The 13,423-nt window shown below is 63.8% G+C and carries 10 protein-coding genes and 1 pseudogene; 3 read left to right on the forward strand and 8 right to left on the reverse strand.

Annotated elements, in window-relative coordinates; translation table 11 throughout:
- The first annotated feature begins 1 nt into the window (after position 1).
- Complete coding sequence (gene tcyN / locus K5H97_RS28165) at positions 2-763, forward strand: L-cystine ABC transporter ATP-binding protein TcyN (protein WP_028689229.1); 762 nt, start codon at positions 2-4, stop codon at positions 761-763.
- A 16-nt stretch (positions 764-779) separates the two neighbouring features.
- On the opposite strand, the gene K5H97_RS28170 is transcribed toward tcyN, so the two are convergent.
- The 5 genes from K5H97_RS28170 to trxA all read right to left on the reverse strand — a co-directional run bounded on the left by K5H97_RS28170 (position 780) and on the right by trxA (position 6,288).
- On the reverse strand, positions 780-1,430 hold the full coding sequence (locus K5H97_RS28170; RefSeq protein WP_028689230.1) for a gamma-glutamylcyclotransferase: 651 nt from the start codon (positions 1,428-1,430) through the stop codon (positions 780-782).
- A gap of 320 nt (positions 1,431-1,750) precedes the next feature.
- Entirely contained in the window at positions 1,751-2,719 is a 969-nt protein-coding gene (locus tag K5H97_RS28175; RefSeq protein ID WP_028689231.1) for a CDP-6-deoxy-delta-3,4-glucoseen reductase, read from the reverse strand.
- A complete protein-coding gene (gene ubiD / locus K5H97_RS28180; protein WP_028689232.1) occupies positions 2,719-4,185 on the reverse strand; it encodes a 4-hydroxy-3-polyprenylbenzoate decarboxylase in 1,467 nt (488 codons plus the stop codon). Before ubiD ends, K5H97_RS28175 begins: the two co-directional genes overlap by 1 nt.
- 204 nt (positions 4,186-4,389) lie before the next feature.
- A complete protein-coding gene (rho, locus tag K5H97_RS28185; protein WP_011536308.1) occupies positions 4,390-5,649 on the reverse strand; it encodes a transcription termination factor Rho in 1,260 nt (419 codons plus the stop codon).
- 309 nt (positions 5,650-5,958) lie between these two features.
- Positions 5,959-6,288, reverse strand: coding sequence for a thioredoxin TrxA (gene trxA, locus K5H97_RS28190; protein ID WP_028689233.1), 330 nt, complete (start codon positions 6,286-6,288; stop codon positions 5,959-5,961).
- A 243-nt stretch (positions 6,289-6,531) separates the two neighbouring features.
- On the opposite strand from trxA, the gene ppx reads away from it, so the two are divergent.
- The gene (gene ppx, locus K5H97_RS28195) at positions 6,532-8,034 is read left to right on the forward strand and encodes an exopolyphosphatase (RefSeq protein WP_028689234.1); all 1,503 of its coding nucleotides are present in this window, start codon (positions 6,532-6,534) and stop codon (positions 8,032-8,034) included.
- 122 nt (positions 8,035-8,156) lie between these two features.
- Here the strand turns inward: ppx and ppk1 are convergent, their stop codons facing one another.
- Positions 8,157-10,397 (reverse strand): polyphosphate kinase 1, encoded by a 2,241-nt coding sequence (gene ppk1, locus K5H97_RS28200; RefSeq protein WP_028689235.1) that lies wholly within the window; start codon positions 10,395-10,397, stop codon positions 8,157-8,159.
- 19 nt (positions 10,398-10,416) lie between these two features.
- Positions 10,417-11,427 (reverse strand): porphobilinogen synthase, encoded by a 1,011-nt coding sequence (gene hemB, locus K5H97_RS28205; RefSeq protein WP_028689236.1) that lies wholly within the window; start codon positions 11,425-11,427, stop codon positions 10,417-10,419.
- Positions 11,428-11,634: 207 nt separating this feature from the next.
- On the opposite strand from hemB, the gene K5H97_RS28210 reads away from it, so the two are divergent.
- A complete protein-coding gene (locus K5H97_RS28210) occupies positions 11,635-12,279 on the forward strand; it encodes a DedA family protein (RefSeq protein ID WP_082750478.1) in 645 nt (214 codons plus the stop codon).
- Between the two features lie 501 nt (positions 12,280-12,780).
- Here the strand turns inward: K5H97_RS28210 and K5H97_RS29825 are convergent.
- Positions 12,781-13,407: pseudogene (locus tag K5H97_RS29825) on the reverse strand (sterol desaturase family protein); the annotation flags it as partial.
- Positions 13,408-13,423: the final 16 nt, after the last annotated feature.

Below are 13,423 nucleotides of genomic sequence, written 5' to 3' on the forward strand. Positions count from 1 at the left end.
GATGATCGTAGTAGAAGGCCTGAGCAAGCAGTTCAAGGGCCAGACCGTGCTCAACGGCATCGACCTGACCGTGCAACCCGGCGAGGTGGTCGCCATTATCGGTCCCAGCGGCTCGGGCAAGACCACTTTCCTGCGTTGCCTGAACCTGCTGGAAACCCCCGATGCCGGGCGTATCCAGATCGGCGACATCAGCATCGACGCCAATCGCCCGCTGGGCGGCCAGCAGGGTGCGATCCGCCGCCTGCGCCAGCAGGCCGGATTCGTGTTCCAGAACTTCAACCTGTTTCCCCACCGCACCGCCCTGGAGAACGTCATCGAAGGGCCGGTGATCGTCAAGAAGACGCCCCGCGACAAGGCCATCGAGCTGGCCAGGCGCCTGCTGGCCAAGGTTGGCCTGGCGGGCAAGGAAGACGCCTACCCGCGCCGCCTGTCCGGCGGCCAGCAACAGCGGGTTGCCATCGCCCGCGCCCTGGCCATGGAGCCCGAAGTGATCCTGTTCGACGAGCCCACCTCGGCACTCGACCCGGAGCTGGTGGGCGAGGTGCTGGAGACCATCCGCGGCCTGGCCGAGGAAAAGCGCACCATGATCATCGTCACCCACGAAATGAGCTTTGCCCGCGATGTCGCCAACCGGGTGATCTTCTTCGACAAGGGCGTGATCGTCGAGCAGGGCGAGGCCAAGGCACTGTTCGCCAATCCCAAGGAAGAGCGCACCCGCCAGTTCCTGCGCAAGTTCCTCGGCACCGCCGCCGGCCAGGAATGAGCCCGATGCGCGGGGCTCACACCTCGCGCAGGTTGTGGCAACGCCTGAAGCGGGCTTCCAGGTTGCGATCGGGCATCTGGTGGCTGCGCAGGGCGTTGAGGGTCTGCTCCACGTAATCGCGCGTCGTGCCGTAACGTCCCTTGGCGCTGGCAAGTATCTGGCTGAGCAGGGTGTCCGGCAGGTTGCCCGCGTAGCACGGCAGGTGTCGTTCCAGCACGAAGCCCAGGGCCTGGACCTTGCTGCCATCGCCCAGGCGGCAGCTGAGCCAGTGCGGGCGATAGGCCGGGAACGGCATTTCCCGTTGCCACAGGGCCATCAGCGAATCATCGAGGTTGCTTTCATCCAGGCGGTAGGCGAAACCGCTGCAAGAACCGCCACGGTCCAGACCGAATACCAGGCCCGGGCACTCCGGGGTGCCTCGGTGCTCGTGGGACCACAGGTACAAGCCACGATGGTAGCCATGTACCCGCGCCCGCTGGCGCTCGACCGAATTGCATTCAGGGCGCCAGATCAGCGAACCATAGGCGAACAGCCAGACCGGGCCGCCGTCGTGCTGAGACATGGTTTCCTGCATCGAGCGCTGCAGTTGTTCGCGGGTTAACTGTTGTCCGAAGTCGAGCGACGGCGGATAAGCTACTTGCCAGGATGAACTTTCAAGTGTCGACATAAGATGCCGCCATTAATTCCGGTGAACCACCAAAGTGCGGGTGCCGCGGTACCTGAGGAATGCTATCGCGGGCTACAAGCCCCCAAGATCGCGTGGGCGCGGGCTTGCCCTGCAATTTTCCATGCGCCTAACGTAAGGCAAATTGCACTTTGCACTCAACCCCGAAAACAGGATTTCATTTAACCATCCGCTGAACGGAAACTAATAGTCCGAGTATAGCGAAACTTATTACCCGCGCCGGTAACAATCCCCGCCATATAATCAAATGGAAAACACTTGGTTATTAAATCCGGCACGCCCTTGCAGCGTGCCGTTTGGTTTCACCCACGCGGCGCGTAGGCGAACACGTCGGCGCGCATGCGGTGGGCATCCATGCCGGCCTCGACCAACGCATCGAGGGTGGCATAGACCATGTTTGGCGAGCCACTGGCATAGACATGCACCTGGTTCAGGTCGCCGATGTCCTCGCACACCGCCTCGTGCAGCAGGCCACAGCGCCCTTCCCAGCCGCACAGGTCGCTGACTACCTTGTGCAGGAACAGGTTGGGCAGGCGCTGCCACTCGTCCCAGTGCTCGATCTCGTAGAAGTCTTCAGGCCGACGCACGCCCCAGTACAGGTGCACCGGATGCTTGAAGCCCTGAGCGCGGCAATGCTCGACCAGGCTGTGCATCTGGCCCATGCCGGTACCGGCGGCGATCAGCACCAGCGGACCATCGGGCAACTCCGCCAGGTGGGCGTCGCCGAACGGCAGCTCGATCCGCGCCAGGCCAGTGCGCTGCAACTGCTCGATCAACTGCACGGCACTGCTTTCCCGGGCCAGCACGTGCAGCTCCAGCTCACGGCCACCGTGGGGCGCCGAGGCGAGGGAGAATGCCGCCTTGTCCATGCCCTCGCGCTCGATCATCAAGTACTGCCCCGCGTGATAGCGCGGCGGCTTGCCGGCGGGCGCGCGCAGGCGCACGCGCCAGACGTCACCACCGACCTCGACGCATTCGCTCACGGTACAGGCCAGCTTGCGCACTGGCAGCTCGCCCAGGGCCAGTACACCATCCCACAGCAACACGCAGTCCTCCAGCGGCTCGGCGATGCAGGTGAACAGTTCACCGTGATCGCGGACTTGGCCTTCCTGGCGAACACGGCCTTCCACCAGCAGCGCGGCACACACATGGCAATTGCCGTTGCGGCAGCTGCTTGGGCAGTCGTAGCCCAGGCGCCGCGCGGCATCCAGAATCCTTTCACCCGGTTCGACCGCCAGCACCGCCCCGGAAGGCTGCAAGGTTACCTGCATCAATCTATTCCCAACTGGTCCCACAGCTCATCGATACGGCGGGTGACGGCCTCGTCCTTGACGATGACCCGGCCCCATTCGCGTGTAGTCTCGCCCGGCCATTTGTGCGTGGCGTCCAGGCCCATCTTCGACCCCAGGCCCGACACCGGCGACGCGAAGTCGAGGTAGTCGATCGGGGTGTTGTCGATCATCACCGTATCACGCTTGGGGTCCATGCGCGTGGTGATGGCCCAGATCACATCGTTCCAGTCGCGGGCGTTGATATCGTCGTCGGTGACAATAACGAACTTGGTATACATGAACTGTCGCAGGAACGACCACACACCCAGCATGACGCGCTTGGCGTGGCCTGGATACTGCTTCTTCATGGTCACCACCGCCATGCGGTACGAGCAGCCTTCCGGCGGCAGGTAGAAGTCGGTGATCTCGGGGAACTGCTTCTGCAGGATCGGCACGAACACTTCGTTCAGCGCCACGCCTAGAATCGCCGGCTCATCCGGCGGCCGGCCTGTGTAGGTGCTGTGGTAGATCGGTTTCTGCCGGTGGGTGATGCGCTCGACGGTGAACACCGGGAAGCTGTCCACTTCGTTGTAGTAGCCGGTATGGTCGCCGTACGGGCCCTCCGGGGCCATCTCACCGGGGTGGATCACGCCTTCGAGGATGATCTCGGCGGTGGCCGGCACCTGCAGGTCGTTGCCACGACACTTGACCAGCTCGGTACGGTTGCCGCGTAACAGGCCGGCGAAGGCGTATTCGGAAAGGGTATCCGGAACCGGCGTCACGGCGCCGAGGATGGTCGCCGGGTCCGCGCCCAGGGCCACGGCCACCGGGAACGGCTGGCCGGGATGCTTCTGGCACCATTCGCGGTAGTCCAGCGCGCCGCCGCGGTGGCTCAGCCAGCGCATGATCACCTTGTTGCGGCCGATCACCTGCTGGCGGTAGATCCCGAGGTTCTGGCGGTCCTTGTTCGGCCCGCGGGTGACGGTCAGGCCCCAGGTGATCAACGGCGCCACGTCGCCCGGCCAGCAGTGCTGGATCGGCAACCGGCCCAGGTCGACGTCGTCGCCTTCGACCACGATTTCCTGGCATACCGCGTCCTTGACCACCTTCGGCGCCATGGACACGACCTTCTTGAAGATCGGCAGTTTCGACCAGGCGTCCTTCAGGCCCTTCGGTGGCTCGGGTTCCTTGAGGAACGCCAGCAGCTTGCCGATCTCGCGCAGTTCCTCGGTCGATTCGGCGCCCATGCCCATGGCCACCCGCTCGGGGGTGCCGAACAGGTTGCCCAGCACCGGGATGTCGAAGCCGGTGGGCTTTTCGAACAGCAACGCCGGGCCCTTGGCGCGCAGGGTGCGGTCACAGACTTCGGTCATTTCCAGTACAGGGGAGATGGGAACCTGGATGCGCTTGAGTTCACCGCGCTGTTCCAGACCACGGATGAAGTCGCGCAGATCGCGATACTGCATGCAAGGGCCTCGTATGGGCATGTCGGTCGGGGTGCAGAGTGTAGCGCCGTTCACGCCTTGTTTGGGGGCAAAAATGAACTGGGGCCGCTTCGCGCCCCATCGCGACACAAGGCCGCTCCTACAGGCGAATGAGTAATCCTGTAGGAGCAGCCTTGTGTCGCGATGGGCTGCGGAGCAGCCCCAATCAGTTCCAGCCTGAAACGCTTACTTGCGCTTCATCGACAGGAAGAACTCATCGTTGGTCTTGGTCTGCTTGAGCTTGTCGACCAGGAACTCGATGGCGGCGATCTCGTCCATCGGGTGCAGCAACTTGCGCAGGATCCACATGCGCTGCAGTTCGTCGTCGGCGGTCAGCAGCTCTTCGCGACGGGTACCGGACTTGTTGATGTTGATGGCCGGGAACACACGCTTCTCGGCAATACGACGGTCCAGGGGCAGCTCCATGTTGCCGGTACCCTTGAACTCTTCGTAGATCACTTCGTCCATCTTCGAGCCGGTCTCGACCAGCGCGGTGGCGATGATGGTCAGCGAACCGCCTTCCTCGATGTTACGCGCGGCACCGAAGAAACGCTTCGGCTTCTCCAGGGCGTGGGCGTCGACACCACCGGTCAGCACCTTGCCGGAGCTCGGGATCACGGTGTTGTAGGCACGGGCCAGACGGGTGATCGAATCGAGCAGGATGACCACGTCCTTCTTGTGCTCGACCAGGCGCTTGGCCTTCTCGATGACCATTTCGGCGACCTGCACGTGGCGGGTCGGCGGCTCGTCAAAGGTCGAGGCGACCACTTCGCCGCGCACGGTGCGCTGCATCTCGGTCACTTCTTCCGGGCGCTCGTCGATCAGCAGGACGATCAGGTGGCACTCGGGGTTGTTACGGGTGATGTTGGCCGCGATGTTCTGCAGCATGATGGTCTTGCCCGCTTTCGGCGGGGCGACGATCAGGCCGCGCTGGCCTTTGCCGATCGGGGCGCACAGGTCGATGACGCGACCGGTGAGGTCTTCGGTGGAACCGTTGCCGGCTTCCATCTTCAGGCGCTTGTTGGGGAACAGCGGCGTCAGGTTTTCGAAGAGAATCTTGTTCTTCGCGTTCTCCGGACGGTCGAAGTTGATGGTATCGACCTTCAGCAGCGCGAAGTAACGCTCGCCTTCCTTCGGTGGACGGATCTTGCCGACGATGGTGTCGCCGGTGCGCAGGTTGAAGCGACGGATCTGGCTGGGCGAAACGTAGATGTCGTCAGGGCCGGCCAGGTAAGAGGCATCCGCCGAACGCAGGAAACCGAAACCATCCTGGAGAATCTCCAGCACGCCGTCACCCGAGATCTCTTCGCCGCTTTTCGCATGCTTTTTCAGCAGGGCGAAAATCACGTCCTGTTTGCGCGAACGGGCCATGTTTTCGATGCCCATCTGTTCGGCCATTTCCAAAAGATCGGTAATCGGCTTTTGCTTGAGTTCTGTCAGGTTCATAAGGGGAGTGACGTAATCATGTAAGGAAGGGAGAAATTAAGCGTTGGCTTAATGAGGCCGCGCCGCTAGATGGCGACAGGATCGCGTACTGATTCGAATTAGGGATGCTTCGGCGACGGCGTGCAGAGGGCACTGGAGAAGCAGTGCGAGGCCGAATGTAACACTTGCTTTTTTCGACGTCTAGTGGTTTTGGCCACCGATTTCCGGGGCTATCCGCCTGGATGGGCGCAATAGCGAGGCTCGCCGGCCCTCACGGAAAATGCCTACAGCAGATAAAGAAAAGCCCCGCATTTGCGGGGCTTCATCACATCACAGGCTGGCGTCGAGGAACGCCTTGAGCTGCGATTTGGACAGCGCGCCGACCTTGGTCGCCTCGACGTTGCCGTTCTTGAACAGCATCAGCGTCGGGATGCCACGCACGCCGTGCTTGGCCGGGGTATCGGCGTTTTCGTCGATGTTCAGCTTGGCGATGGTCACCTTGCCCTTGTATTCAGTGGCGATGTCGTCCAGTACCGGAGCGATCATCTTGCATGGGCCGCACCATTCAGCCCAGTAGTCGACCAGCACCGCGCCTTCAGCCTTGAGTACGTCGGCTTCGAAGCTGGCGTCGGTGACATGTTTGATAAGATCGCTGCTCATGGATATCTCCAGGTCGTAAGCACAAAAAACGTTGCCCATCATAGCCGCACCCAGGCGCGACAGGAAGCCACGGACGATTGAGTCTAACTATAGTTGTGCAAGACGCCACGAATCGAAACTGTCATGTCACGGTCATAACATTGCTATGACATTGCCATGCATCAAGCCTTGCCGTGCCGCTCGTTGGCGTATGCCCGCGATCGTGGCACGATTGCCGGGTTAACGACCGAGAACCTCCAGACCATGCCGCAAACCACCGCGAAGAACCTGTCTCTGATTGCCGCCATCGACCTGGGCTCCAACAGCTTCCACATGGTCGTGGCCAAGGCCCATCACACGGAAATCCGCATCCTCGAAAGGCTTGGAGAAAAGGTTCAGCTCGCCGCCGGCATCGACGATGAGCGCAAGCTCAGCGAAGAAGCCATGCAACGCGGCCTGGAATGCCTCAAGCGCTTCGCCCAGCTGATCAACGGCATGCCCCAGGGCTCGGTGCGCATCGTCGGCACCAACGCCCTGCGCGAAGCGCGCAACCGCAACGAATTCATCCTGCGCGCCGAAGCCATCCTCGGCCACCCGGTCGAGGTCATCTCCGGCCGCGAAGAAGCGCGCCTGATCTACCTGGGCGTGTCCCACACCCTGGCCGATACCCCCGGCAAGCGCCTGGTCGCCGACATCGGCGGCGGCAGCACCGAGTTCATCATCGGCCAGCGTTTCGAGCCGCTGCTACGCGAAAGCCTGCAGATGGGCTGCGTGAGCTTCACCCAGCGCTACTTCCGCGACGGCAAGATCACCCCGGCGCGCTACGCCCAGGCCTACACCGCCGCGCGCCTGGAGCTGATGAGCATCGAGAACGCCCTGCACCGCCTGACGTGGGACGAGGCCATCGGCTCGTCCGGGACCATCCGCGCCATCGCCGCGGCGATCAAGGCCATCGGCCAGGGCAGCGGCGAGGTCAACGCCGAGGGGCTGGCGGCGGTCAAACGCAAGTTGTTCAAGCTCGGCGAGACCGACAAGATCGACTTCGAAGGGGTCAAGCCCGATCGGCGGACCATCTTCCCGGCGGGCCTGGCCATCCTCGAGGCGATCTTCGACGCCCTCGAGCTGCAGCGCATGGACCACTGCGACGGCGCCTTGCGCGAAGGCGTGCTGTTCGACCTGCTGGGCCGCCATCACCACGAGGACGTGCGTGAACGCACCCTGAACTCGCTGATGGAGCGCTACCACGTCGACCAGGGCCAGGCCGCGCGCGTGGAGCGCAAGGCGCTGCACGCCTTCGACCAAGTGGCCGCAGCATGGGACCTGGAGGAGGGCAACTGGCGCGATCTGCTGGGATGGGCGGCGAAAATCCATGAAATCGGGCTGGATATTGCCCACTATCACTACCACAAGCACGGCGCCTACCTGATCGAGCACTCGGACCTGTCGGGCTTTTCTCGCGAAGACCAGCAGATGATGGCCCTGCTGGTGCGTGGCCACCGCCGCAACATTCCCAAGGACAAGTTTGCCGAGTTCGGCGACGAAGGCGTCAAGCTGATCCGCCTGTGCGTACTGCTGCGCTTCGCCATTCTGTTCCACCATATCCGCGGCACCCAGCAGATGCCCAAAGTGGAGCTGCAAGCCGGCGACAACAGCCTGGAGGTGGTCTTCCCGGGCGGCTGGCTGGAGCAGAACCAGCTGACCCAGGCCGATTTCGCCAACGAGGCGGAGTGGCTGGCGCGGGTCAATTTCGTGCTTAGCGTGCGCTGAAAGTCCATGGGGGCGCGTTGCGCCCCTTTCGCGACACAAGGCCGTTCCCACAGGGAAATGCGATCACCTGTGGGAGCGGCCTTGTGTCGCGAAAGGGCCGCAAAGCGGCCCTAGCAATCCAACTAGCGTACGTTGAGCACCGGATTGCTCAGCCGCTCCAGCAGCGTCGACTGGGCACTGCGCGGGTTCTGGTTGCCGGTCGGCGTGCTGCGCACGTAGCGCCCGTCCGGCTGCAGGGTCCAGGCCTGGGTGTTGTCGGTCAGGTACCCCTCCAGCTCCTTCTTCACCCGCAGCAGCAGCTTCTTGCCCTCCACCGGGAAGCAGGTCTCGACGCGCTTGTCGAGGTTGCGCTCCATCCAGTCGGCACTGGACAGGTAGATCTGCTCCTCGCCGCCGTTGAGGAAGTAGAACACCCGGGTGTGCTCGAGGAAGCGGCCAATGATCGAGCGCACATGGATGTTGTGCGATACCCCCGGGATGCCCGGGCGCAGGCAGCACATGCCGCGCACCACCAGGTCGATGCGCACGCCCGACTGACTGGCCTTGTACAGCGCCTTGATGATCTTCGCGTCGGTCAACGAGTTGAACTTGGCGATGATGTGCGCCGGCTTGCCTTCCAGGGCGAACTGGGTCTCACGGGCGATCATGTCGAGCATGCCCTTCTTCAGGGTGAAGGGCGCGTGCAACAGCTTCTTCATGCGCAGGGTCTTGCCCATGCCGATCAGCTGGCTGAACAGCTTGCCGACGTCCTCGGTGAGGGCGTCGTCAGAGGTCAGCAGGCTGTAGTCGGTGTACAGGCGGGCGTTGCCGGCGTGGTAGTTGCCGGTGCCCAGGTGCGCGTAACGAACGATCTCGCCTTGCTCGCGGCGCAGGATCAGCATCATCTTGGCGTGGGTCTTGAAACCGACCACGCCGTAGATCACCACCGCGCCGGCGGCCTGCAGGCGGCTGGCCATCTGCAGGTTGGACTCTTCGTCGAAGCGCGCGCGCAGTTCGATCACCGCGGTGACCTCCTTGCCGTTACGCGCCGCGTCCACCAAGGCGTCGACGATTTCCGAGTTGGCGCCCGAGCGGTACAGGGTCTGGCGCACGGCGAGTACGTGCGGGTCCTTGGCGGCCTGGCGCAGCAGGTCGATCACCGGGGTGAACGACTCGAACGGGTGCATCAGCAGCACGTCCTGCTTGCCGATCACGCTGAAGATGTTGTCGGCGTTCTGCAGCAGCTTGGGGATCGCCGGGGTGAACGGCGTGTACTGCAGCTCCGGGTGGCTGTCGAGGCCAGTGATGCTGAAGAGGCGGGTCAGGTTGACCGGACCGTTGACCTGGTACAGCTCGCTCTCGCTCAGGCTGAACTGCTTGAGCAGGTAGTCGGAAAGGTGTTTCGGGCAGGTGTCGGCCACCTCGAGGCGCACGGCATCGCCGTAGCGGCGCGAGAACAGTTCGCCGCGCAGGGCGCGGGCCAGGTCGTCGACCTCTTCCGAATCCAGCGCCAGGTCGGCGTTACGGGTCAGGCGGAACTGGTAGCAGCCCTTAACCTTCATGCCCTGGAACAGGTCATCGGCGTGGGCGTGGATCATCGACGACAGGAACACATAGTTGTCGCCCGGGCCACCGACCTCTTCCGGCACACGGATGACCCGCGGCAGCAGGCGCGGCGCCGGAATGATCGCCAGGCCCGAGTCGCGACCGAAGGCATCGACCCCCTCGAGCTCGACGATGAAGTTCAGGCTCTTGTTCACCAGCAGCGGGAACGGGTGGGTCGGGTCGAGGCCGATCGGGGTGATGATCGGCGCGATCTCGTCGCGGAAGTAACGGCGCACCCAGGTCTTGAGCTTGGGCGTCCAGTAGCGGCGGCGGATGAAGCGGATGGCGTGCTTCTCCAGCTCCGGCAGCAGCACGTCGTTGAGGATCGCGTACTGGCGATCCACCTCCAGGTGCACCAGCTCGCTGATGCGCGCCAGCGCCTGGTGCGGCTGCAGGCCGTCGGCGCCGGCCTGTTCGCGGGCGAAGTTGATCTGCTTCTTCAGGCCCGCCACGCGGATCTCGAAGAACTCGTCGAGGTTGCTGGAGAAGATCAGCAGGAACTTCAGGCGCTCAAGCAGCGGGTACGATTCGTCCAGCGCCTGCTCCAGCACGCGGATGTTGAACTGCAGTTGCGAGAGCTCGCGATGAATGTACAGGCTGCTGTCGTCCAGGCTCGGCACGGCGATCGCAGGGGCCGGCGCAGGCGCGGGTGCCGGGGCGGCTTCGACAACCGCTTCCGGCTCCGCTACCGCTGGCAAATCGGGCGGGGTCTGCACCATCTCTTCGGGCACGGCCTGGGCATCCTTGATCTCGACAGGGGTTAGCACTTCGTTATTCATCTGACGTTCCTGGAGGGCGTTACTGCCCTCTCATCAATTGAGCGGCACGCACGGCGAAATAGGTCAGGATGCCATCAGCGCCTGCCCGTTTGAAAGCGGTGAGGGATTCGAGGATCACGGCCTCGCTCAGCCAGCCGTTCTGGATGGCGGCCATGTGCATGGCGTACTCGCCGCTGACCTGGTAGGCAAAGGTCGGCACCTTGAACTCGGCTTTCACTCGGTGAACGATATCCAGGTACGGCATGCCCGGCTTGACCATGACCATGTCGGCGCCTTCGGCGAGGTCGGTGGCCACTTCGTGCAGGGCTTCGTCGCTGTTGGCCGGGTCCATCTGGTAGGAAGCCTTGTTGGCCTTGCCCAGGTTCAGCGCCGAGCCGACCGCGTCGCGGAACGGGCCGTAGTAGGCGCTGGCGTACTTGGCCGAGTAGGCCATGATGCGCACGTTGACGTAGCCGGCTTCTTCCAGGGCCTGGCGGATCGCGCCGAGACGACCGTCCATCATGTCCGACGGGGCCACCACCTGGGCGCCGGCCTCGGCGTGAGACAGCGCCTGGCGGACCAGGGCCTCGACGGTGATGTCGTTCTGCACGTAACCCTCTTCATCGAGGATGCCGTCCTGACCGTGGGTGGTGAACGGGTCCAGAGCCACGTCGGTGATCACCCCCAGCTCCGGGAAGCGGGCACGCAGGGCGCGGGTGGCGCGCTGGGCGATGCCGTCCGGGTTCCAGGCTTCGGCGCCGTCGAGGGACTTTTTCTCGGTCGGGGTCACCGGGAACAGCGCCAGCGCCGGAATACCCAGCTCCACCCAGCCCTGTGCAGCTTCCAGCAGCAGGTCGATCGACAGGCGCTCGACGCCCGGCATGGACGGTACTTCTTCCCGACGGCCCTCGCCGTCCAGCACGAATACCGGAAGAATCAGGTCATCGACGGTCAGGGTGTTTTCGCGAACCAGGCGACGGGAGAACGCGTCCCGGCGGTTGCGACGCAGGCGGGTGGCAGGAAACAGACGGTTGGCGGGGGTAAAGCTCACGGCAGACTCCTGAGCCCGCGCGGGCGGGCAGCGCGACAGTTATAAGCGGCCATTATGACGCCTGTGTTACATCCTTGGGCAACCCTGCGACTTGTGGCCGCAGCCATTGTCGTTGCAGGGAATCTTCACGTCGAGACACATTTGGACACTTTCCCCAACGCGCCCGAAGGGGTAGGCTGCGCGTTCATTTCGCCAGCACGCCAGAAAATGCTTCAACAATTCCTGAACGATTTCGGCTACTTTGCCCTTTTTCTCGGCACGTTCTTCGAGGGCGAGACCATCCTGGTGCTCGCGGGCTTTCTTGCGTTCCGCGAATACATGGACATCAAGCTGGTGGTCTTGGTGGCCTTCTGCGGCAGCTACGCCGGTGACCAGCTGTGGTACTTCATGGGCCGCCGCCACGGGCGCAAGATCCTCGCCCGCAAGCCGCGCTGGCAGGCCATGGGTGACCGAGCACTGGAGCACATCCGCCGCCATCCGGATATCTGGGTGCTGAGTTTCCGTTTCGTCTACGGCCTGCGCACGGTAATGCCGGTGGCCATCGGCCTGTCCGGCTACCCGCCGCGCCGCTACCTGCTGCTCAACGGCATCGGTGCCGCGGTGTGGGCCCTGGCCCTGGGCCTGGCCGCCTACCACTTCGGCGCCATTCTCGAAGGCATGCTCGGCAGCATCAAGAAATACGAGCTATGGGTGCTCGGCGGCCTGCTGGTGCTGGGCCTGCTGCTCTGGCTGCGCCGGCGTTTTCGCAACATCCGCGCCGAGCGCCGCGCGGCGGCAGAGGGCCAGGCCGCCGAGGCTGAGCAGGCTGTAAACCAGGAGCAGCAACCAGAACACGGGCGTGACCAGCACTAAGCCAAGCGCGCCGGCCAGATACAGCGCCGGCGCATTCGACAGCAGCCGCACGATCTCCAGGCGCCCCGCCCACGGCCGGTCCTCCAGCGCCACGCCCAGCACGAACAGCCCGAACGCCATCACCGTCCAGCCCAGCACCAGGGCCGCGGGCGCCACGTGCTCCGCCACCTCCATCAGATAACTGCCCAGCGCCACGTAGACCGCGAACTGCACGGTGACGTAAAGCTGCTGCGCGCCGCCCAGGGGGATCGCGAACTTGCGAAACGCCGCCAGGTCCTGCTTGGGCTGTGGATCAGCGGCGGCCACATCCGCCGGGCGCCAGCCAGTGGGCATGAACCAGATGCGCAGCTTGTCCCACCAACTGCCGGCGCGACGAGCGTCGTGCCAGAGCTGGGCGTAGAACTGCACGTTGGCCCACAGCGGGTTCCAGCTGGCCAGCGGCGTGGTTACTCCGAAGATCACAGGCTCGCGTTCGTCCTCCTCCTGGAAGGTGCCGAACAACCGGTCCCAGATTATGAACACGCCGCCGTAGTTGCGATCCAAGTACAAAGGATTCTGCGCATGGTGGACGCGATGGTTGGACGGCGTGATGAAGATCCACTCCAGCCAGCCCAGCTTGGGCACATGGCGGGTGTGCACCCAGAACTGGTACAGCAGGTTCAGCGACGCCACGGTGATGAACACCAGGGGCGGCACGCCCAGCAGCGCCAGCGGCAGGTAGAAGATCCAGGAGAACAGGAAGCCGCTGCTGGTCTGGCGCAGGGCGGTGGTCAGGTTGTACTCCTCGCTCTGGTGATGCACCGAGTGCGCGGCCCACAAGACGTTGCGCTCATGGCCCAGGCGGTGCAGCCAGTAGTAGCAGAGGTCGTAGAGCACGAAGGCGACCACCCACACCCACCAGGCATCGGCCGGCAGCCGCAGCCAAGCCACGTGTTCCCAGGCCAGGGCATAGGTGACCAGCCCCACCCCTTTGGTCAGCAACCCGGTGCTGGTGGACAGCGCGCCGGTGCTCAGGCTGTTGATCGAGTCGGCGAGCTGGTAATTGCGCCGGCCGCGCACGCGGTCGGCGATCAGCTCCACCGCGATCAGCACGAAGAAGAACGGCACGGCCAGCAGAATCAGGTCCATGAACGGCCACCTCCAA

This window comes from Pseudomonas mosselii (assembly GCF_019823065.1).
Taxonomy (GTDB): Bacteria; Pseudomonadota; Gammaproteobacteria; order Pseudomonadales; family Pseudomonadaceae; genus Aquipseudomonas; species Aquipseudomonas mosselii.